27 protein-coding genes are annotated in these 21,232 nt (G+C 44.1%); 11 read left to right on the forward strand and 16 right to left on the reverse strand.

Annotated elements, in window-relative coordinates:
- Nucleotides 1-71: 71 nt before the first annotated feature.
- Complete coding sequence (gpr, locus tag SFC25_RS05525; protein ID WP_411214313.1) at nucleotides 72-1,157, reverse strand: GPR endopeptidase; 1,086 nt, start codon at nucleotides 1,155-1,157, stop codon at nucleotides 72-74.
- Between the two features lie 164 nt (nucleotides 1,158-1,321).
- Between gpr and rpsT the strand changes: the two genes are divergently transcribed.
- Nucleotides 1,322-1,588: a 30S ribosomal protein S20 gene (gene rpsT, locus SFC25_RS05530; protein WP_411214314.1), complete on the forward strand. Its 267-nt coding sequence runs from the start codon at nucleotides 1,322-1,324 to the stop codon at nucleotides 1,586-1,588.
- 63 nt (nucleotides 1,589-1,651) lie between these two features.
- Here the strand turns inward: rpsT and holA are convergent, their stop codons facing one another.
- The 4 genes from holA to SFC25_RS05550 all read right to left on the reverse strand — a co-directional run bounded on the left by holA (nucleotide 1,652) and on the right by SFC25_RS05550 (nucleotide 6,468).
- Nucleotides 1,652-2,689 (reverse strand): DNA polymerase III subunit delta, encoded by a 1,038-nt coding sequence (gene holA / locus SFC25_RS05535; RefSeq protein WP_411214315.1) that lies wholly within the window; start codon nucleotides 2,687-2,689, stop codon nucleotides 1,652-1,654.
- Nucleotides 2,690-2,956: 267 nt separating this feature from the next.
- Nucleotides 2,957-5,209, reverse strand: coding sequence for a DNA internalization-related competence protein ComEC/Rec2 (locus SFC25_RS05540; RefSeq protein WP_411214316.1), 2,253 nt, complete (start codon nucleotides 5,207-5,209; stop codon nucleotides 2,957-2,959).
- Nucleotides 5,206-5,781, reverse strand: coding sequence for a ComE operon protein 2 (locus SFC25_RS05545; protein WP_411214317.1), 576 nt, complete (start codon nucleotides 5,779-5,781; stop codon nucleotides 5,206-5,208). Before SFC25_RS05545 ends, SFC25_RS05540 begins: the two co-directional genes overlap by 4 nt.
- A 66-nt stretch (nucleotides 5,782-5,847) precedes the next feature.
- Nucleotides 5,848-6,468 carry a helix-hairpin-helix domain-containing protein gene (locus tag SFC25_RS05550; RefSeq protein WP_411214318.1) on the reverse strand — a complete coding sequence of 207 codons (621 nt, stop codon included), beginning with the start codon at nucleotides 6,466-6,468 and terminating at the stop codon, nucleotides 5,848-5,850.
- Nucleotides 6,469-6,561: 93 nt separating this feature from the next.
- Between SFC25_RS05550 and comER the strand changes: the two genes are divergently transcribed.
- Nucleotides 6,562-7,386 (forward strand): late competence protein ComER, encoded by an 825-nt coding sequence (comER, locus tag SFC25_RS05555; protein ID WP_411214319.1) that lies wholly within the window; start codon nucleotides 6,562-6,564, stop codon nucleotides 7,384-7,386.
- A gap of 48 nt (nucleotides 7,387-7,434) precedes the next feature.
- Here the strand turns inward: comER and SFC25_RS05560 are convergent, their stop codons facing one another.
- From SFC25_RS05560 to SFC25_RS05595, 8 genes are read right to left on the reverse strand one after another with little or no spacing between them, the layout of a single operon-like run.
- Nucleotides 7,435-8,193 (reverse strand): class I SAM-dependent DNA methyltransferase, encoded by a 759-nt coding sequence (locus SFC25_RS05560; protein WP_411214320.1) that lies wholly within the window; start codon nucleotides 8,191-8,193, stop codon nucleotides 7,435-7,437.
- Nucleotides 8,193-8,549, reverse strand: coding sequence for a ribosome silencing factor (rsfS, locus tag SFC25_RS05565; protein WP_411214321.1), 357 nt, complete (start codon nucleotides 8,547-8,549; stop codon nucleotides 8,193-8,195). Before rsfS ends, SFC25_RS05560 begins: the two co-directional genes overlap by 1 nt.
- On the reverse strand, nucleotides 8,550-9,122 hold the full coding sequence (yqeK, locus tag SFC25_RS05570) for a bis(5'-nucleosyl)-tetraphosphatase (symmetrical) YqeK (protein ID WP_411214322.1): 573 nt from the start codon (nucleotides 9,120-9,122) through the stop codon (nucleotides 8,550-8,552). It abuts the gene before it with no gap.
- Entirely contained in the window at nucleotides 9,109-9,678 is a 570-nt protein-coding gene (locus SFC25_RS05575) for a nicotinate-nucleotide adenylyltransferase (protein ID WP_411214323.1), read from the reverse strand. Before SFC25_RS05575 ends, yqeK begins: the two co-directional genes overlap by 14 nt.
- A gap of 11 nt (nucleotides 9,679-9,689) precedes the next feature.
- The gene (gene yhbY, locus SFC25_RS05580; RefSeq protein WP_411214324.1) at nucleotides 9,690-9,980 is read right to left on the reverse strand and encodes a ribosome assembly RNA-binding protein YhbY; all 291 of its coding nucleotides are present in this window, start codon (nucleotides 9,978-9,980) and stop codon (nucleotides 9,690-9,692) included.
- A 1-nt stretch (nucleotide 9,981) separates the two neighbouring features.
- Entirely contained in the window at nucleotides 9,982-10,818 is an 837-nt protein-coding gene (gene aroE, locus SFC25_RS05585; protein WP_411214325.1) for a shikimate dehydrogenase, read from the reverse strand.
- A gap of 13 nt (nucleotides 10,819-10,831) precedes the next feature.
- Nucleotides 10,832-11,935: a ribosome biogenesis GTPase YqeH gene (yqeH, locus tag SFC25_RS05590; protein ID WP_411214326.1), complete on the reverse strand. Its 1,104-nt coding sequence runs from the start codon at nucleotides 11,933-11,935 to the stop codon at nucleotides 10,832-10,834.
- Nucleotides 11,936-11,937: 2 nt separating this feature from the next.
- A complete protein-coding gene (locus SFC25_RS05595; RefSeq protein ID WP_411214327.1) occupies nucleotides 11,938-12,453 on the reverse strand; it encodes a YqeG family HAD IIIA-type phosphatase in 516 nt (171 codons plus the stop codon).
- A gap of 389 nt (nucleotides 12,454-12,842) precedes the next feature.
- On the opposite strand from SFC25_RS05595, the gene sda reads away from it, so the two are divergent.
- The 9 genes from sda to SFC25_RS05640 all read left to right on the forward strand — a co-directional run bounded on the left by sda (nucleotide 12,843) and on the right by SFC25_RS05640 (nucleotide 19,472).
- Nucleotides 12,843-12,983: a sporulation histidine kinase inhibitor Sda gene (gene sda / locus SFC25_RS05600; RefSeq protein WP_038561505.1), complete on the forward strand. Its 141-nt coding sequence runs from the start codon at nucleotides 12,843-12,845 to the stop codon at nucleotides 12,981-12,983.
- A 172-nt stretch (nucleotides 12,984-13,155) separates the two neighbouring features.
- Nucleotides 13,156-15,513: a hydrogen gas-evolving membrane-bound hydrogenase subunit E gene (gene mbhE, locus SFC25_RS05605; protein ID WP_411214328.1), complete on the forward strand. Its 2,358-nt coding sequence runs from the start codon at nucleotides 13,156-13,158 to the stop codon at nucleotides 15,511-15,513.
- Nucleotides 15,513-15,851 carry a Na(+)/H(+) antiporter subunit C gene (locus SFC25_RS05610; protein WP_411214329.1) on the forward strand — a complete coding sequence of 113 codons (339 nt, stop codon included), beginning with the start codon at nucleotides 15,513-15,515 and terminating at the stop codon, nucleotides 15,849-15,851. Before mbhE ends, SFC25_RS05610 begins: the two co-directional genes overlap by 1 nt.
- On the forward strand, nucleotides 15,844-17,328 hold the full coding sequence (locus SFC25_RS05615; RefSeq protein WP_411214330.1) for a Na+/H+ antiporter subunit D: 1,485 nt from the start codon (nucleotides 15,844-15,846) through the stop codon (nucleotides 17,326-17,328). The genes SFC25_RS05610 and SFC25_RS05615 overlap by 8 nt, the downstream gene beginning before the upstream one ends.
- Nucleotides 17,329-17,805: a Na+/H+ antiporter subunit E gene (locus tag SFC25_RS05620; RefSeq protein WP_411214331.1), complete on the forward strand. Its 477-nt coding sequence runs from the start codon at nucleotides 17,329-17,331 to the stop codon at nucleotides 17,803-17,805.
- Nucleotides 17,802-18,113 carry a monovalent cation/H+ antiporter complex subunit F gene (locus SFC25_RS05625; RefSeq protein ID WP_411214332.1) on the forward strand — a complete coding sequence of 104 codons (312 nt, stop codon included), beginning with the start codon at nucleotides 17,802-17,804 and terminating at the stop codon, nucleotides 18,111-18,113. Before SFC25_RS05620 ends, SFC25_RS05625 begins: the two co-directional genes overlap by 4 nt.
- A complete protein-coding gene (gene mnhG, locus SFC25_RS05630; RefSeq protein WP_411214333.1) occupies nucleotides 18,094-18,486 on the forward strand; it encodes a monovalent cation/H(+) antiporter subunit G in 393 nt (130 codons plus the stop codon). Before SFC25_RS05625 ends, mnhG begins: the two co-directional genes overlap by 20 nt.
- Before the next feature lie 112 nt (nucleotides 18,487-18,598).
- Entirely contained in the window at nucleotides 18,599-19,297 is a 699-nt protein-coding gene (gene sigK / locus SFC25_RS05635; RefSeq protein WP_095218165.1) for an RNA polymerase sporulation sigma factor SigK, read from the forward strand.
- A gap of 49 nt (nucleotides 19,298-19,346) precedes the next feature.
- Entirely contained in the window at nucleotides 19,347-19,472 is a 126-nt protein-coding gene (locus SFC25_RS05640; protein ID WP_411214334.1) for a hypothetical protein, read from the forward strand.
- 25 nt (nucleotides 19,473-19,497) lie between these two features.
- Here SFC25_RS05640 and SFC25_RS05645 read toward each other — a convergent pair whose 3' ends face one another.
- The 3 genes from SFC25_RS05645 to SFC25_RS05655 form a co-directional block, all read right to left on the reverse strand.
- Complete coding sequence (locus SFC25_RS05645) at nucleotides 19,498-19,725, reverse strand: YrhC family protein (RefSeq protein ID WP_411214335.1); 228 nt, start codon at nucleotides 19,723-19,725, stop codon at nucleotides 19,498-19,500.
- A gap of 80 nt (nucleotides 19,726-19,805) precedes the next feature.
- Nucleotides 19,806-20,498, reverse strand: coding sequence for a 5'-methylthioadenosine/S-adenosylhomocysteine nucleosidase (gene mtnN / locus SFC25_RS05650; protein WP_411214336.1), 693 nt, complete (start codon nucleotides 20,496-20,498; stop codon nucleotides 19,806-19,808).
- Between the two features lie 12 nt (nucleotides 20,499-20,510).
- The gene (locus tag SFC25_RS05655) at nucleotides 20,511-21,143 is read right to left on the reverse strand and encodes a YrrS family protein (RefSeq protein ID WP_411214337.1); all 633 of its coding nucleotides are present in this window, start codon (nucleotides 21,141-21,143) and stop codon (nucleotides 20,511-20,513) included.
- Nucleotides 21,144-21,232 lie beyond the last annotated feature (89 nt).

A 21,232-nucleotide genomic window follows, 5' to 3' on the forward strand; every position in this document is an offset into this window, starting at 1 on the left:
TTTTTGAATCTAGTTAAACTCTACTAGAATCTATGAGAGAGAAGCTTGAAGTAGAACCTCTGAAAGAGAAATCAGCGTGTGTAATCCGAGAGATTCGCCGGATTGACCTTTTCATGCAATGCGCCATTGATACCGGCAGCAATGACATGGGCCATATCGGCAATAAAACCATCCACTTCCTTTGGTGTCACCATAAGGTTGTGCCCAAGAGGAGTCAGCACTTCGTGTATCAGCTGACGTTTTTCACCTTCCGTAAGGCCGCCAACCATTCCGAAGATTGCCTGACGCTGTTCTTCACTTGGCAAGTCTTCTTCTGTGAGTTCTTTTTTGCCAAAGCGCATTCCTGCCGGAACAAGTGCTTTTGACGGCTTGTCTTTTTCTTTCCATTCTCTCCCAAAGTGTTTGAAGAGATAATCAATCGTGTCACTCGTAATCGTCACCGCATCAACTACTGTCGGAACACCAATACTGAAAACAGGAATACCAAGCGTTTCTTTGCTCAGCTCTTTCCGTTTATTCCCTACACCTGATCCTGGATGGATACCTGTGTCGGATAACTGAATTGTACTATTCACTCGACTGACTGAACGAGCCGCTAATGCATCAACTGCTATGACAAAGTCTGGCTTCGTTTTTTCAATAATCCCGTGGATAAGGGTGCTGGTCTCAATACCTGTGGTTCCCATCACACCTGGTGATACAGCGCTGACAGGACGGTAGCCTTCCTCCACTGACTCCGGCTGAAGCTTGAATAAATGGTTGGTAACCATGATTTTTTCTATAACTTCCGGTCCCAAAGCATCGGGTGTCACATTCCAGTTTCCCAGTCCGACGATTAAACCCGTCGCATCCGTTGGAATTTTGTTTTCAGAAAGCATTTGCTCCAGTTCCTTGGCAAGTACAAGTGCTGTCTCTTCTTCCTGCTTTGTGTCCTGATTCTTGATTGCCTCGGTATGAATCGTAATATAAATGCCTGGTTTCTTCCCGATTTGTCTAGCGCCTTCTTCATTTACTTGTACATAATTGACAGTTATACCTTCTGTTTTTTTCTCTGTTACAGAAATTCCTGCTGCCGTCCCCTGCTTTTGCTCACTCGATGTATAAAGATCCTTTGCTTCGATAGCCAAATCCGTCCGTACTTGCAGCTGCTTGATCAAAACAATCCCTCCAATTATTACAAATGTCCGCATTAGCATAAGCAGATTGACAGCAAAACATACGAAAAGTGACATTATCAGCGAAAAGAATTGTTGAAAACATCGCTCTGCTTTGGTACAATGGCTTTTGTTGTAAGATGAATTGTGCCGGAGGTGAATCAAACATGGCAAATATTAAATCAGCGATTAAACGCGTTCGTGTAAACAACGATGCTCGTCTAAGAAACCAAGCTTTGAAAAGCGACTTGCGTACTGCAGTGAAATACGTGGAAACTGCTGTTTCCAACAACGATGCTGCAGCTGCTAAAACAGCTCTTCTAACAGCTTCAAGCAAAATTGATAAAGCTGCACAAAGTGGTGTAATCCACCGCAACAAAGCTAACCGTCAGAAGTCTAACTTGACTAAAAAAGTTAACGCTCTTGGCGCATAATATGCTTTAGAAGAACGATTCCATTCTGGAATCGTTTTTTAATAGGAAAAAGCCCGATGGTTGTTAAACCATCCGGGCTTTTTTTCGTATTGCTACTATCTGCTGAAGCAAAAGTTCAAAAGCAAGGTTCTTTTCCATACGTCCCTGCTTCAAATCCGCGTCCGTTTCGGCAGCCAAGAAAAGAATGTGTTTCAATTCTTCTTCAGAGAAGTTTGCTTCCCGCTTCAATGCAAGCTTGATCACGAATGGATGGACCTTCGTTACTTCTGCCATCTTTGCTTGATTATATCCTTTATGCTTCAGAAGCTTTACATGGAGTATCGTCCTGAACTGGGAAGCAAGCAGCGCTATCAAAGCGATAGGTTCTTCCTTCAGCTTGATCAGATCATGAAAGATGTAAATCGCCTTTGCCAAGTCCCCTGCCATCAGGCTGTCAACCAGCTTCAATCCAGAGCTTGTCTGCTGATGGGAAACAAGTGACTCAGCCATTTCCAACGTTATTGTACTGCCTTCACCCGCATAAAGAGCAAGCTTTTCGATTTCTCCACGCAGCATGGAAAGATCAGTTCCAGCCTCCTGAATGAGTAAATCCGCAACTGCATCTTCCAGCACGATTTGGTGTTCCTTGCTTAACGTTACGATCCAATCCGATAAATCCCATTCTTTTACCGGCAGACAGGCGACAGCTTGTCCTGTCTTCTTGATGCTCTTGATAATTTTCTTGCGCTCATCCACCTTCTCATAGGGAGCTAACAGCACAAGCGTTGTCCAAGCAGCTGGATTTTCAACATACTGCTCCAGGCTTTCCAAACGATGGTCAACAGCGGATTTATCAGGCTTTGCTTTCAAAAAGAAAGGATGATAAGCAAGTATTAATTTTTGTTCACTGAAAAAAGGATATTCCTCTGCATCGGCGATGACTTCCTGAATCGGAGTTTCCTCCAAATCATAGACAGAAACATTTGTCCCATCTGAAAGGGCGAATTGTTTCTCTATTTTTTCCTTTATATCCTGCATGAAATAGGACTCGGTGCCATATAGTAAGTATATAGGTGAAAAATCCTTTTTCTTGATTGCTTTTAAAGCGTCAGTATACGACATGTTCTCACTCCTACGTAATCCTATTGTTTATCGTATCGGCAAATAGGAATTAACGCAAGGTGGAACAGAGGAGAACAATTGGATGTTCCCCTCCAATCTATATGAACGCTCTTGTTAGCCAGCTCCGGAGGCTGTAACGCGAAGCGGTGTTTTCTTACCTCTAGGTTATCCTTAAACATGCAAGTTATAGGTGACAACTCTTGCTAATCGAGGTAAGTACCTGCTGCCTGTGGTAAGTTCATTTGCCTCATTTATAACTACCGTATCTTATGGAAGGAACGGGCTAAATGTGCCTGTCTTCCCTGAGAAGGCATAGACGACCGCCCCATCCGTATCTGTACGCCAGATACGGATGTTTTGTTGTGACAAGCTTTCCACCACCTCCGGTGACGGATGACCGTATCGGTTTTTTCTGCCAGCCGATATGAACGCTGTCTCAGGCTTCACCTGCTGAAGGAATGCTGGATCAGTAGAAGTATTGCTGCCATGATGACCGACTTTCAGTACATCTGCCCGTAATGACGGGTATTGTCGGGTAATTTCCATTTCCTCCTCTTTCCCTATATCTCCGGTAAAGAGCCAGCTCTTTCCGCCCAATTTTGTGTACATCACAAGTGAGTTCTGGTTTGGATCCTTCTTGTCACGAAATGGTGCCAGCAGCTGAATATCCCAGCCTGGGAGACGGAGTATCTCTCCAGCTTTCCACGGAATTATTTCTGTATCCGCATCCCATAAATTTGCTTTTGAAAGATCAAAATAGGCAGAAGTACGCACCCAATCTACATGAAATTCCTCTGTCAGCATGCCGATACTCCCTATATGGTCATGATCAGCATGCGAAGCAAAGATACCATCCACTTTCACAATTCCCCGCTCATACAAATATGGCTGGATGACTTGTTTGAAATTCTTATCCGTCGGCTTAAAATCCTTTCCGACACTGCCAGCAGCATCGATTACATATACACCCCTTCGGTAAGGCAATTCGATGACAAATGCATCTCCTTGTCCGATATCGAGCATCGTGACATAACCTGTACCACTAGCATACGGCAGCAATGCTGCTGCAAGCGGTATGGCGGTAAGCAAAGCACCATACCAAAGAGCTTTGCTCCGCCTTCCTTTCTCCCACGCTGCACAAAATAAAACAAGCACCAAGAAATATACCAATGAAAAACCGAGCGGGAGCTGCCCAGTTACCCAAGGATAAAAAGCCGCATCATCTATCCATTGTATAAAGAGAATAACTAGTTCATTCAGAAATCGGAAGAATTCACCCAGTAGAGCAGCAAATCGCGGAAGAGGATACAGAAGAATACTTATCAGAAGCAAAAGGGGTATGGCAATAAAGGTATAAAACGGTATGGCGAAAAGATTCATCAAAACAGACAATGGGTTCAGAAAATAAAATTGGGAGACCTGCAGCGGAAGGATGACGAGCTGGCTTAATAGGCTTGTTTCCAGCAGTGCGCTGATGAAAGAACCAGTGTACAGCCGAGCTGATAAAAGCAGTGCCAAGCTGACCAGAAAAGAAAATTGAAAACCAATATGATATAGATAATGTGGGTCGAGGACGAGTAAAAGCAAGAAAACAATACTGATACTATCGATGATCGGCAGCTTAATACGAAACCGCATGAGAATCATGATGAGCATCACCATCAAAGCCGAACGCCAAACAGAAGGCTCACCGCCCCCAAATACAGGATAAACAGCTAGGAACATAAATAAAAACCAATAGGTCTTCTCGATAGTAAAGATCTGGAGTTTTGTAAAGACAAAGAAGAGGATCGCAGAAAATAATGCGATATGCATGCCGCTGATCGCAAGGATATGGGACAAACTCCAGCGATTGAACAGCTCCACGGTTTTCTCGTCCAGATTGCTATCTTCCCCAGCAATCATTGCTTGCACCCATGCTGCTGTATGCGAATCAAGAGTCTTATCCGCTTTTTCTAAAAACGCATGACGCACATCTACGAGGTGATTGAATTGTGTTGTTCCACTACAGGATATATCCTCCCGGTTTTGAAGTTCTATCTCGTAAAAGATACCTTGCTGCCTTAAATAGCGCTGATAATCAAATTGTCCAGGGTTAGTGGCAGGATCAGGCAGGATGATTCTGCCTTTTATGTCACATTGGGCACCTCTGGATAATCCAGGTATTGTTTCAGAGCTGTCTTGTTTGAAATATGTCACTTGGATAGAAGCGGAACCAGAAGGATCTTTTGCACTGAATTGAATCCGATCTTTTGTTTCAGATAGATTGGATATGGAGGATGTGAGCTGAATCGGCTCATCAAGCGGCAGTGAAGGAGGAGGTTTTTGCCCGAGGATACTGTTGCCAAAAAACAATAGGGAAGCAATCGATGAAAGGAACAGAAGCGGAATTCGTATACGCTTTGTGTGAAACAGCAGGCCCAGCCAAACAAGTACCACTAGCAGCACAGAAAAATGCAAGGTATGCGCCAGCATCCCTCCAAGGGCTGCCAGCGCAACAATATGCCATTTCCCGATCATATTCGTTCTTTGTTTGGTAGCTGATAACGTGAAGCAGCTTCTTCAGCAAGCTGATGACTTTCTGCATCGTCCAGCTGTTTGAGCTTGTCCACTACTTTTTCCATCAGACCGCGAGTCTCTTGGGGTTTCGTATCCACTACGACTGCATCTAGCTCTACCTGTTCCGTTTTGACACCAGCTTCGGCAAAGAGTTCTACAGCATACGGATGATTCTTGTAATCATTAGCATAATAGACTGTCTTGATGCCCGCTTGTATCAAAGCTTTGCAGCACTGCAGGCAGGGAAAATGCGTCACATAAATCTCGGCTCCTTCTGTTGGTACACCGAACTTCGCACATTGCAGCAGAGCATTCATTTCTGCGTGCACAGTCCTTACACAATGGCCATCGATTACGTAGCATCCCTCATCGACGCAGTGCTTACTGCCTGTGACACTGCCATTATAACCGCCGGCGATGATTCGTTTATCGCGGACGACAGTCGCACCGACCATCAGCCTCTGGCAAGTACTGCGCAATGCCAGCAAATGGCTTTGCGCCATAAAGTATTGATTCCATGCGATTCGTTCCATGACGCTTCGCCACCTTTCCTTTTCTAGAGTAAGTGTACAATCCCCCTTCCCATCCGTCAACCGGCTCTACAAGCTGATTTGATCCATCATATTCTCCAGTGATTTCTCTCCGATGCCGGGTACTTCTGTAAGCTGTTCAACCGAAGTGAAGGGACCATTTTCCTCCCTGAAGGCAATGATAGCCTGAGCTTTTGCTTCTCCTATGCCGTTCAGTTCTGTCAATTCCTCGCTGTCTGCTTGGTTGATATTAATTTTCCCCGAATCAGAAGCACTTGATCCTGCTGTTTGAACAGGAGCTTCCGCTTCTCCAATAGCCGCAACATAAATGACCTGTTCATCTGCCACACGCTGAGCAAGATTGACACTTCGACCCTCCGCTTTTTCTGTCAGCCCTCCAGCTGCATGTATCGCCTGCTCTACCCGACTGTCAGGAGCAAGCTCATATACTCCAGGCTTTTGCACCTCGCCTTTTATATCCACCAAAACTTTTGCATTCCCCGATGTGACATCATTTTCTGCAGGTGTTCCTGTCTCTGAAAGCAACTGATTCTCAGGATTTTGTCCAGCTTCATTCATCGGCTGCACGACAGTATCACCTTCAGGCTCCCTGATCCATATGACAAAAAACACACCTATTACAGCAGCTAATATGATAGCCCAGCTATACTGTTTGACTATGTGCACCATAAACCTCCTTTCATATTCCATATCTTTTAATCATAAAATGGGTAACAGCGTAAGTGGGATAAAAACAGATAATGCGCAGAGGAGGAGTTTGGAATGACGAAATGGGGAATAATCGGAGTTGGCAATATGGGAGGCATGTTGCTGGAGACATGGGTGAACTCCGGAACAATCTCACAGGAAGATATCATGATTTTGAATCGATCTGCTGAAAAGGCAGTTCAACTGAAAAAAAAATTCCCTTCTATACAAGTAGCAGATTCTATCAGTCAAATTGCCGATTATGCTGATATTTTGTTTCTGTGCGTGCGACCGCCTCATTTGCCTGGTGTCTGTCACGAGCTCCACCCTCTATTGCAGCCGGATCAAGTACTAGTCAGCATCACTAGTCCGTATTCCATTGAAGATCTCGAAGTTCTTGTACCATGCCAGGTTGCTCGGGCAATCCCAAGTATCACAAATAGAGCCGCAGCAGGTACGACGTTGCTGACATTCGGCACAAGTCTTTCAAATCGAAATAAAGCTGCGCTGATCGATTTAGTAAGCAGCTATTCAAATCCGCTTTATATTCCAGAGGATATAACGAGAGTAGCCTCGGATATCGTATCATGCGGTCCAGCTTTCTTCAGCTATCTCGCACAGCGCTTTATCGATGGAGCGGTGTCGGAAACAGCAATCAGCAAAGAACAAGCCACTCATCTAACTTCGGAGATGCTGATTGGACTAGGGACTTTATTGGCAAACGGTCATTACACATTGGATGAACTGATTAAGAAGGTCTGTGTCAAAGGTGGTATCACGGGAGAAGGAATCGCAGTACTGGAGAAACAAACTGCGGAACAATTTCCACAGCTGTTCCAAGCCACTCATCGGAAATTCCATGAGGAAAAGGAAGCAATTAAGAAGGGATTGTACAACTAGTAATTCGACACATACTCTGCTTTTCCTGCACAAAAAAACCAGGCAGCATTACGCCTCCTGGTTTTTTGAACAAGCAAAGAATAGCCGGTCTACTTCTTCCAATTGCTCCGTCCGTTCTATATCAAAATCACCGTATACCCCGGCTACTCGGAAGCCCGCTTCTTCAAGCCAGGAGATATACGTATCGATGGAATATGTACGCTGATGATGATATTCGTCAAAACGATCGTATTTATCCGAGTCCGTCTCTTTCGTGAAGAAAGTAAGGTCATGATATACTTCTCCCTTTTCTTCACCGGATTCACAGAACCATGTGTAAGAAAGATCATCATGTATTTCAGCAAAGACTTCACCAGCCAAATCCTGTTCGATATGCCGAATACTATGGACATCGAACAGGAAAACACCGCCAGGAGCAAGCATCTGCCATATTCGGGAGAAAGCTTGCTGCACATCCTCTGGTGACGTTATATAATTGACTACATCAAACATACTGACTGCAGCATCCGCTTTGACTGATTCCAGTTCCCGCAGATCCTGCTGTATCCAGCGCACTTGCTGATTTGTATCACGGGAAGCGGCATACGCAAGCATATTTTCAGATTGATCAATCCCGGTCATGTGATAGCCTGCCTTGGCAAGCTGTCTGGTGACGTATCCGGTTCCACAGCCTAAATCGGCTATTTCTTTAATTTCTATCTGTGCATGTTTATGAAATACTTCCTGCATGAATTGCTTCCATGGCTCATAAGGCGCATCTTGCATCAGGCGTTCATATACGGCTGCAAGCCGCTCGTATGCGGCCATCAGCTTTCTTGGGAGAATACCGGTTCCACTTGCGGCGCATCTCCCCACAGGCGTTCTAAATTATAGTATCTGCGTTCATCGATGTGGAACACATGGCACACAACATCTCCAAGATCAACAAGCACCCATCTTGACTGCTCCAACCCTTCCAGGCGCTTTACTTCCACCCCAGCTTCTTCTGCTTTCTCTTTTATTCGTCTGGCGATAGCCTGTACTTGACGTTCACTTGTTCCATGGCAAATCATGAAGTAATCAGCAATCAAGGAAACTTCCTTCATTTCCAAAAGGACTACGTCTTCCCCTCTTACCGCATCTGCGGCATTTGCTGCTATTTGTGCTATATCAATAGTTTCCATTTATGTGTTACCTCCAGTAGAGTTTAATAAATCGTTATAAGCATGGAACGTGTCCGGATATACTTTTCGATTTAACGAAACAAGCATATTGATCGTATTTCGCGACGCCATCCAGCACGCTTTATCCAAGTGGTTTTCACTGACTTTACGTACTTCATCCACACCGGGAAAAGCACGGCCTGGTTCAATATAATCTGCAAGAAATACGATTTTATCAAGCAGGGACATACCAACACATCCAGTAGTGTGTACCGTGATCGCATGCAGTGTCTCAGGATCGCTGATGCCGACTTCACGTTTTACCATAAGTGCTCCTACTGGACCATGCCATAATTCATGATGATAATCCAATAAGTCCTTCGGCAGCTGTTCTGTCTCGATCCAGCGTTTCATTTCCTCAAGCGGACGATATTTTGCATAATCATGAAAAATAGCCGCCAGTTCTGCTTTCTTTTCATCAGCGCCATACTTTTTTGCCAGTCTGATGCTTGTATCCATGACACGGATAGTATGTTCATACCGCGGTTTCTTTAATTGTTTTTCAACGATCGCCAATGCCTTATCTCTCTGCATACAGCTTTTGCTCCTTTATAATATCGAACACTGCGCCTGTAATAAGATAGTGTACAGGAGCTCCCTGCTCGACACGTTTCCGGATCATGCTCGAGGATATCTCAAGCTCCGGAATATCGACATAAGTGACAGGGTAAGTTGTGGCCAGCTCATATCCAGGCCGGCCGACACCTACGAATGTCAGCATTTCTATTAAATCATCGATACGATGCCATGTGTGCAAGTTCTCCACTAAATCAGCACCGATGATGAAATGGAAGGCAGTATCCGGATGCATTTCCTGCAACAGCTTTATTGTATCAAACGTATAGGATTTACCTAAGCGATCCACCTCAATCGGATTCATACGGAAAATAGGATTATCCGCAATTGCCGCCTGCACCATCTCGAGACGCAGAACCGCATCGGTATGGGACTTTTCTTTATGCGGTGCTTCGTGGGCAGGAATGAACCAGACTTCATCCAGTCCGAGTCTGTGCTGGACTTCCTGCGCAATAAACAAATGTCCGAGATGGGGCGGGTCGAATGTCCCCCCCAATAACCCGACTTTTTTCATGACTGACTCCTTTACGGCAGCTTGATCTGTTTATTATCTTCTGATTCTTTATAAAGGATGATTGTACTGCCGATGATTTGAACGATAGAGGCACCAGTTCCCTCTTCGATTGCTGCAGCAACATCTTCTTTCTCATCCAGACAGTTCTGAAGCAAACTCACTTTGATCAATTCCCGTTTTTCCAATGCTTCGCCGATTTGGACGAGCATGTTATCGTTCACACCGATTTTCCCTACCTGGAAAATTGGTTTCAAATGATGCGCTTGTGCGCGAAGATATCTTTTTTGTTTACCTGTTAACATATTATGCCTCCGTTAATCTTTGTTCCAGTTGATTCAATAAGTCTCCGACCACGACTTGCTGTCCCGACCAGATTTCAAATGCGTATTGTGCTTGATATAAGAGCATGGTATGACCATGATGAATGATAGCTCCCTGCTGCTTGGCACTGCGAAGGAGCATCGTTTCAATCGGCTTGTATACAATATCACTAACCACTGCATCAGGCTTTAGGTTGGATAACGACATGATCTGCTCTTGATCATGCGGACTCATTCCGACACTTGATGTGTGGACGATGATATCATAACTGCTCAATTTCTGCTGTGCTTCTTCGTACGACAAGATATCCGTCATCGTTTCTGGTTCCTGTAATTGAAGCAGCTGCTCCGCTTTGGAAGTGGTGCGATTGGCGATATCGACATAGCGGAAGCCCTTGGCAACCAATGCACGGTAAATACCGCGAGCTGCTCCGCCTGCACCAAGCATAAGCACGTGCAGAGAGTCTTGTGAGGGAATCACCTGTTCCAATGCACGCACATATCCCGATCCATCTGTATTATACCCGATCCACTTGCCGTTCTTCCGTACTGCAGTATTCACAGCACCGATTTTTTCTGCATCCGGATCAAGCTCATCAAGGAATGGGATGACGCGCTGTTTATATGGAACGGTAATATTGAAGCCATCAATCCCGCTTTGCAGTAATGCTGTAATTTTTTCATCAAAAACATCCGGTTCGATCGGATATAGCTTGTATTCCCCTTCGATACCAGCTTGTTCCATGAATTGTGTGTGTATCCATGGTGATAAAGAATGCTCCACTGGATGGCCGATCAGGCCTAACTTCAATATTTTCATCTTTCGCTCCCCCTTAGATTAATGATCTGCGGATTGTCGCCGGCACTCCTTCTGGTGTATGGACTGTTACAGAAGCAGGCTCACCTGACAGTGTAATCCATCCTAAACCTGGAATGACAATATCCGTTTTTTGATCTTTTATCCTGAATGTTGATCTCTGGAAAGTAGGGAAATGCTCAAGCTGCTCCTTATATGGAGGTGTGAGCAATTCTCCTTTTTGGCGTTCATAAAGCGCATCCGCATTCTCAAGCTTTGTGCGATGGATATCGAGCGCATTAGAGAAATAACAAACAAACGGCTGCCTTTCCCCTTTTTCAAAATCGATGCGTGCCAAACCTCCGATAAATAACGTCTGCTTGTCATTCAATTGGAAGATACGTGCTTTGATTTCTTTATTCGGTGTGATGGTTTTCAAGTCTTTCTCCGTCACATAATGCGCAATTTGCTGGCGGTTGACGATTCCCGGTGTATCGTAAAGGGAACTTGAATCATCCAGCGGAATATCAATGAATCCAAGTGTCGTACCTGGATAATAAGAAGTGGTGATTGCATCGTTTATTCCTGTTGAATGCTTAATCAGGGCATTAATGAACGTAGATTTGCCGACATTCGTACTCCCGACAACATATACATCCTGTCCACCGCGCAATTCCTGGATGCTGTCTTCCAGCTCCGCCATGCCGATACCGCGCTTCGCTGAAATCAGATGCACATCTGCAACTTGGATGCCATATTCTCTAGCTGCTCCGCGCAGCCACTGTTTCACACGTTCGTGATTCGTCGATTTTGGAAGCAAGTCCACTTTGTTTCCCACAAGAATGATTGGTTTGTCACCGACAAGCCGTTTGATGCTGGAAATGAAACTTCCGTTAAAGTCGAATATATCCACCAGTTTGATTACTATTCCATCTTTGTTATTGATTTCACTGATCAACGTAAAGAAGTCATCGTCCGTCACTGCAACATCCTGGACTTCATTGTAATGCTTGAGCCGGAAGCAGCGCTTACAGATGACCTCATCATTTTTCCCTAATGCTGATGCAGGGATATAACCTGGCAAGGATGCGTCCTCTGTCTGGATCGGCGCACCGCAGCCTTGGCAAATCAATTCTTCCACATTCATTCCTCCCATGTAATCTTTCCTTTTCTTCTGAAATAGTTGAGTATCCGTCGTTCGATCATCCGATTGATTCTGGTGATTTTTCCATCTGTTTTGACGATTGGCACCACAACTATCGTATAGAAACCAGCCAGATTGCCCCCTAATACATCCGTAAGGAGCTGATCACCAATCATAACAATCTCATCCTTCTCAAGGTTCATCTGCTTGACAGCCTGCTTGAAGGCTCGTCCCAGCGGCTTTCTTGCGCTATAGACGAAAGGAATCTCAAGGGGTTCGGAAAACAGTTTCACTCGTTGCTCGTTATTATTAGATATAATCGTAATTTTAATATCATGCGCGCGCATTTCCTTGAACCAATTCGTCACTTCCGGCGTAGCATCTGCAACATCCCATGCAACCAGGGTATTATCCAGATCCGTAATGATACCTTTGATTCCTTGCGCTTTCAATTTTTCTGGCTTTATATCAAAAATGCTTTTCACATGCTCGTTCGGCAAGAACTTCTTTAGCATTGTGGATTTCCTCCGATCTCGTACACTTCAACAGTTACTTACCCATCATAAGACATTTTAGCTACGGTTTCAAAAAAATCTTTCATTGTTCCTCTTTTTTTCGACCTTTCTTTATGCAATGGACAGGAATTCAGAAGTAAAACCTTTCGACAAATCTCTACATTCTTCTTCTTGTGGATAACTATGTCCACATTATCAACCGCTGTATGAATTAATTCTGTATATTTATAAACACTTTATCTACAGGTTATGAACAGTTTAGTGTAGATAACTATCGTCTTGTCCCTCCATTTTTTTCGTGATACATTATTAATAACTTATCAACTCCCCAACCCACGTACAGAAGATCTGCAAGATAGTAAGATATCTCCAATCAGGAGGAATGCAAGATGGAACATCTGTCTGATGAATTGCTGATCGAATCTTACCACAAGGCGAACGAACTCCACTTAAGCCAAGAGTTTATTCATCTAATAGAGAAAGAAATCCAGTCACGGGGCTTATCGCATAAGATCCGCTATACCAGCTAAACATCGTCTCCCTCAGTCTTGCCTATACGGCAAGGCTTTTTTTCTTATCGGGAGTTATGTATGTTGCAGTGTATGGTTATATTACTTTACAATTGGGTATATGGTTTTTTTAGAAACTACATAAGATAGAAGAAACTATCGATATCTTAACCAAGAGGAGGACTGCCATAATATGATCTTTGCCATTTTGATGCCATTTTTAATCGCTATGTGCATCCCATTCATCGCGAAATTCAAATACAGGATACATACCGGATATGCGGTGGTTGCAACATCGTTCTCCATTTTCCTTTATTTTATAACGCTGCTGATCAGCGGAGAAACCGATAGACTATACCATTACAGCTGGATACCGTCACTCGGCCTTGACTTGACGTTTTATACAGATGGACTCGCCTTGTTCTTTGCCTTACTTATCAGCGGTATTGGAGTCCTGGTTGCATTCTATTCTATTTTTTATTTGGAACGCGAGGAAAGGCTGGGTTCTTTCTATGTATATCTCCTGTTGTTTATGGGGGCCATGCTCGGTATTGTTACTTCAGATAATATCTACGCACTTTATACCTTCTGGGAGCTCACATCTGTATCATCCTTCCTATTAATCAGTTTTTGGTTCACCAGGAAAGCGTCCACGGACGGCGCTCTGAAATCCATGCTGATCACATTTCTTGGAGGATTCGCTTTACTCGGAGGATTGGTACTTCTTCACTTGGTGACAGGAACAACCAGTATTCGCGAAATACTCACAAAAGGGGATTTGATTTTAGCTAGTGATTGGTTCCCTCTGATTGTCGTGCTTCTGCTTCTTGCCGCCTGTACAAAATCAGCTCAGTTCCCATTTCATATTTGGCTGCCGGATGCGATGGAAGCCCCTACTCCGGTCAGTGCGTACTTGCACTCTGCCACAATGGTGAAAGCTGGTCTTTTCCTGCTGCTCCGTTTTACTCCTGTTTTCAAGGAAAGTGAAGCATTTTTCATTGCTGTAACGTTAATTGGTCTTATCACCTTATTCTGGGGCTCTTATATGGCTGTCAGACAGACGGATCTCAAAGGTATTTTAGCCTTCTCCACAATAAGCCAGCTTGGTATGATCATGACGATGATTGGTTACGGAACCGAAGCTGCGATCTTCGCTGCTATGTTCCATATCCTGAATCATGCAACGTTCAAAGGAAGCTTGTTCATGGCGGTCGGCATCATCGATCATGAAACGGGAACGCGTGATATCCGAAAACTTGGCGGACTTTGGAAGCTCATGCCAATCACAGGATTAATCAGCATACTTGCATCATTCTCGATGGCTGGTGTGCCGCTGCCGATTTTAAACGGCTTTTATAGTAAAGAAGAGTTCTTCTCAAGCTCTTGGAATCTGACTGCTGACCGTGCATTTGGAACAGACTTTGCAGCTGTACTAGCAAATATTGTCCCGTATGCAGCAGTTGCTGGAAGCATTTTTACATTTGTATACAGCATGTACTTTTACTTCCGTACATTTACAGGGAAAGCAGATAAAGCCGCTGCTGACAAAGCGCATGATCCAAAATTCGGCATGCTGGCAGCACCTGTTTTACTTGTCTCAGGTGTACTATTGATCAGTATCATCCCGAACTGGTTCAGCCGTCATTTGCTGCAGCCGGCAGCAAATGCTGTCTATGGAGAAGCAATGAAAGAGCACAGCATCCATTTCTGGCATGGTTTTGTGCCAGCATTGATTATGTCACTCATTGTAGTCTTTTTAGGCATTGTATTTTATGTCACACGAAAATATTGGACGGTATTATACAACGTGCTGCCAGGAAAGTTGTCTGGAAATATCGTCTATGCCTCCCTTCTTTCGGCTAGTGAAACACAGACCAAGAGATTGAATGACCGTATTGTAAGCGGGTCTATCCGACAGTACAATGCGATCATCATAAGCGTTATCTCAATTGTAACCTTAGTGGTTTTATTCGGAACAAATTCATTTGATCTTCGAAATATTGATGCTTCGCCTGTTTCGCTTCCTCAAAGCCTGCCTGAGCTTGCAGTGGCATTCATTATGATTGCAGCAGCTTTTGGAAGCACCGTATCACAGAAGAAATTGACTGCAGTCATTATTCTGGGTGTGGTAGGGTACGGCTTGTCCATTTTGTTTGTCCTTTTCCGGGCACCAGATCTTGCCTTGACGCAGCTTAGTATCGAGACAATCACTGTCGTCTTGTTCCTGCTATGCTTCCGCCATTTACCGGAAATGAAACGAGAAAGAAAAGAGAAAACATCCAAAAAAATCATGAATATCATCATCGCTTCTCTTTGCGGTCTTATGATGATGCTCGTCGGCTTAGCTGCCTACAGTCAGCGTCTCTTCCCTGCCATTTCGGATTATTTTGTCAAGTATTCCTACAAGCTGGGAGGCGGCGATAATATCGTCAATGTAATCCTCGTCGATTTCCGCGGACTGGATACATTATTTGAAATTACTGTACTGGCTATTGCAGCTTTGGGAATCTATTCCCTTATCAAATTGCGCCAAAAAGGAGGGGATCGCTGATGGAAATTATTATGATTGTACTAGCCGGCATCCTCTTTGGATTTGCGGTATACAATATTTTACAGAAGCAACTCCTCCGAATTATTATCGGCACTGCCCTTCTGTCACATGCTGCGCATTTGTTCATTTTGACTATGGGGAAATTAAAGCGCGGTGCTGCTCCAATTCTTACTGATGGAACTGAGAATTATACTGATCCGCTGCCTCAAGCGCTGATTCTTACATCCATCGTTATCAGTTTTGGTGTCACCAGTCTGCTTCTGGTTCTGGCTTATCGGACAGTAAAAACAAACGGCACGGATAATATGGAAGAATTAAGAGGTAATGATCATGACTAATTTTGCTATCCTACCAATATTGATTCCATTTTTAGCTGGTATCTTATTGGCGTTTACCCATAACCGGCTCCTGCTCACCAGACGTTTGGCAATGTTTTTTGCATTGATCCATTTGCTCACGATGGGATACCTTCTTTACAAAGTCCTTCTTGATGGCAGTATTGTATTGGAGGCTGGAGATTGGGTTGCGCCGTACGGTATCATCCTTGTACTGGATCCTTTAAGTACTTTACTGGTATTGACTACTTCCATCATTCTCTTGGCTGTTGTCTGGTATGCACCGGTGTCAGTATCAGAGGAACAGGAAGGTTTCTATTTCTACACATTCGTATTCTTGCTTGTAACTGGTGTATCAGGTGCTTTTGTTACAGGAGATTTGTTCAACCTGTTCGTATTCTTTGAAGTCCTGCTGATGGCATCCTATGCTTTGATTACACATGGAGGTAAGAAAATACAGCTTCGTGAGTCAATTAAGTACGTACTGATTAATTTATTTTCATCCATGTTGTTCGTAACTGCTGTGTCCTACATATATGCTGTTCTGGGAACAGTGAACATGGCGCAATTGGCTGAACGGGCAGCTGCCTCTGATCAGCCAGGTATTATCACGACGGTCGGCATCCTTCTGTTCTTTGTCTTTGCGACCAAGGGGGCTGCATTTCCTCTCTATTACTGGATGCCACACTCTTATATCGTACCGAACCCAGTCGTGTCTGCCCTATTTGGAGCACTTTTAACAAAGGTGGGTGTGTATTCCCTCATTCGCACCTTTACACTCATCTTCCACCAGCAGCCGGAAATTATCGATCAGTTATTCATCTGGGTCGGTAATCTTACAATGCTATTTGGTGTAATTGGCGCACTGGCATCCCGTAACATCAAGCTAATCGTCGCCTATAATATCATTCCTGCCATTGGTTTCATGCTTGTTGGAATCGGGATATTCAATCATGATGGTTTGAGCGGAAGCATCTATTATCTGCTTCAGGATATGATCGTAAAAGCAGCGCTCTTCCTGTTGGCTGGTACCATCGCGGCTGCCGCCGGAACATCGGACATCAATAAAATGGGGGGCATGATACGCTCTCATCCGGTTCTTGGCTGGATGTTCTTCCTTGCCGGTCTTGTACTCGCAGGTGTGCCGCCATTCAGCGGCTTTATTGGAAAGCTGCTTCTTGTAAGAGGTGCTTTTGAAAAAGGAGAAGCAGTTACTGTTATCATTATGCTGCTCACGAGCTTACTCATATTGCTTTCTATCGTGAGAGCTTTTATCCGTATCTTCTGGGGAGAAGGTGTAACTGTATCACAACAAAAGCGACACAGTGTAAAACGACTTCTGCCAGCTGGATTCCTAATGCTATTCACTGTATTCCTTGGAATTGGTGCAGAAGTGATTCTGCCAACAGTCCAGCAGATAGCTGACTATCTTCTTGATCCGCAGGAATATATCGATCTCGTATTGAAGGGGGGCCGTTAAATGGCTTTTCAAGTTTGTATAAACCTATTGATTGCCTTCATGTGGATGTTCCTCGGAGAGTCCTATAGTATTTCCGGCTTCGTAACTGGTTATATCGTAGGTATCGTCTTATTATTCTTGCTGCGCCGTTTCCTGAAAGGCCCTTTCTACTTGTGGCGGGCATACAAGATTTTGGTATTGGCGATGATATTTATCAAAGAGCTGTTCCTCTCCAATTTCGAAATCACAAAACTTGTCTATGCCAGACGTCTGGATATCAATCCTGGTATCTTTACACTCGAGACAGAACTAGAAACTGATTGGGAAATTACCTTGTTGGCAACCTTAATCACGCTTACTCCCGGAACAGTTACTATGGCTGTTTCTCCGGATAAAAAGGAGCTATATATTCACGCCATGGACATCGTTGACATGAAGGACGCTGTTCATGCAATCAAAAATAGCTTTGAGAAGCATATCATGGAGGTGACACGATGAGCGCACTGCAAAATAATTTTGCCGATATTGTTCAGATAGTATCCATCATTTGCTTGATTGCTCTGAGTGTCTCTATCCTCTTGTTGATCATTCGTGTAATGAAAGGACCGACAAATGCTGACCGAGCAGTTGCTTTGGATGCCATCGGCGTTAATATTATGGCTTTTGCTTCCTTGCTTGCTATCATCCTGATTACACCAAACTTCAATGACATCGTCTTGTTAATCGGAATCCTGTTATTTATAGGGACAGTAGCAATTGCAATATATCTGGAAAAGGGTGATTTAATTGATACAGAAGACGATTGAAATTATCCTGAACCTCCTTGTAATCGTCTTTCTTTCAGGAGGCACATTCATCATGTTCACTGCATCTGTTGGCATTTTGCGGTTCCCTGACATTTATACAAGGCTCCACGCAGCGAGTAAAGGTTCGACACTTGGTGTTGCAGGAATTCTTATCGGCGCTTTTATCTTCCATTACACCGAGTATGGAATCATAAGCGGAAAACTGATTCTCGGTGTACTGTTCATCTTCCTTACTGCTCCTGTGGCAAGTCATCTGATATCCAGGGCAGCTCACCTTCGCGGAGCAAAGCCATATGGAACATTAAAGGATCAGTATCAAGAAGCAATCGATAGAGAAAAGCGGAGACAAAAGCAACAACGCAAATCAAAGTGAATGCCATCCGGCATTCACTTTTTCTTTTTCTTCAGGACAGACACGTTCAGAGCTTCCTTCACATACAGTGAGTGTATAGGCAATCTTGGAGATGTACAGGAGGTGCAATGAAATGAGTATTATTGGTGCTATCGGACTCCTAGTAAAGGAAGCGATGTTTTTTGTTTCCTATGTAAAGAATCATGCATTCCCTCAGCCTCTCCCTCCCGAGGAAGAAGCATTGCATATTGAAAGGATGCAGCAGGGGGATGAAACGAGCCGCAATAAGTTAATCGAACATAACTTGCGTCTGGTTGCACATATCGTGAAGAAATTCGAAAATACAGGCGAAGATGCGGAGGATCTCATTTCTATCGGTACTATCGGACTGATCAAAGGAATCGAAAGCTATTCGAGTGATAAAGGCACAAAACTCGCTACATACGCAGCTAGGTGTATCGAAAATGAGATCCTCATGCATCTGCGGGCCCTAAAGAAAACAAAGAAAGACATTTCTCTTCATGATCCCATTGGCCAGGATAAGGAAGGTAACGAAATCAGTCTCATTGATATCCTCCAAGCAGATAATGAAGATATCATTGAATATATTCAGCTGAATATGGAAGTGGAAAAGATCAAGGAATATATCGATATTCTGGATGGACGTGAAAAAGAAGTAATCATCAGTCGTTATGGGCTTAATAATGAAGAAGATATGACACAGCGTGAAATTGCGAAAAAGTTAAATATCTCCCGCAGCTATGTTTCTCGCATTGAAAAACGGGCTTTGATGAAGATCTTCCATGAATATTACCGCCAGCATCGCACATAAGTGTGTCAGTTGATTATACTTTAACAAGCTTGAAAAGGAGGTTATCAATATGTATGCAAATAGCTATTCTCCAAGTCACTACAAGCATCGAACCAGCACCGGCGTGCTTATTGCTGCCTTCCTCGTCCTGCTGTTTGTAGGAGGGGCTTATGCCTGGGAAAATATATGGGATTAAAAAAACTCCGGTTTATGCCGGAGTTTTAGCTTTCTAATTGTTTTTTCCATCGTTCAATCGCAAACCAGATAAGCACGCTTACGATAACACATCCGCCAGTCATGGCAAATAGGATATCTGCTTTATCTGAGGGTGCCAAATAAACATTGATCACCGATCCAAGGTATAAATAACTGCCAAGAATCAGAAGCGCCAATGCAAAACGACGGTAATCCGCAATCTTATCAATCAACTGCTGCTGTCTTCTATTCATCTTGTCGCCTCCTCATCCAATCTAGCAACATTGTAACATAAAAAAAGACAGCAATTACCTGGTAATTGCTGTCATAACTATTAGAAACGTTCAACCATCTTCATGATCAGCATAGCTGCATTACGTGCAGCTTGGTCAAGGAAAGCATCAAATGATACGGATGATTCTTTACCTGCTATATCAGACAACGCCCGCACAATGACAAATGCTGTGCCGTAGTGATACGCTACCTGAGCCACTGCAGCAGCCTCCATTTCCGCTGCCAGCATGGCAGGGAACTTGTCCCGCACAAATGCAACGCGGTCAGGATCAGACATAAAACTATCACCCGTCGCAATAAGTCCGATTTCTGCGTTCGTATCAGGGAACTGATCGATCACACTCTTCGCTAGCTGCACTAGCTGCTGATCCGCTTGAAAAGCTGGCGGCATCTGCGGTACTTGACCGTATGCATAATCGAATGCTGTAACGTCCACATCATGATGGACAACAGAATCAGAGATGACGATATCCCCCACTTCCAGATTCGCTGCAAAACCGCCAGCAGAACCTGTATTGATGATTCCTTCCGGTGCATATCGTTCAATCAGCATAGCTGTTGCGAGTGCTGCATTCACTTTTCCGATTCCTGATTTAAGCAGGACAACTTGTTTCCCAGATAGTGTGCCTTCTGTAATTTCATAACCTGCAACGATTACTTCCTTTTTGTTTGCCATTGTTTCTTTCAGTAATGCTACTTCTTCATCCATTGCTCCAATGATACCGATTGTCATCTGTATGCTCCTTTAGCTCTTCCTGTCGTTTTCTTTCAACACTTCCACTTTCGTTGCCTGCCAGCCTTCTCCATCCACCCAGCTTGCAAATACACGGAAGGTTTCTTCTGCATCAGGTGCGGAGACGGTCGCAATAATATCATTGCCGCCATTGCCATTGTTCTCTACCCACCAAGCTGTCATGGAAGCTGGATCCAATCCAACTGCCCCTCCGACTGCCTGCATCATTTCATTCCAGTCCTGCGTGCCTTTTTCAAAGGTTGTCGTATGTGTACCAGATTGCTCGGTACCTACCGGCTCCCAATCTTTCGAGTAAGCTTCCTTCACATTGTCATCCGAAGGTTCGGCTTCCTTTTTGTCTTCCTTTTCTTTTTTGTCGTCATCCTGCTTTTCTTCGTCAGCTTGCTCTGTATCTTCGCCATTGCTGGAATCATTATTGCCTTGAAGTTGTTCTGCGATGGATTTTTGGTTCTGTTCGTCAGCTGTCTGATTATCCATTGTCGGTTTATCATTCAAAACGGCTACGAGCAGCACGACGACTAGGGCGACACCCGCAATCGCCAGGACGGCGGTTAGCCACTTCCTAGGTTTTCTGCGTCTGTTTCTATTATTCAATCTGGAAAAATCCTGATTATTATCCGCCATGCTCATCCCTCCTCATTGGTCTCTATTATACTATGAACTGAGGCGAAGCCAAAGTCATATTATACGTTCTTTTTCTTTCGATGATTTTG

This window comes from Terribacillus saccharophilus, assembly GCF_046592595.1.
Lineage (GTDB): Bacteria > Bacillota > Bacilli > Bacillales > Amphibacillaceae > Terribacillus > Terribacillus saccharophilus_C.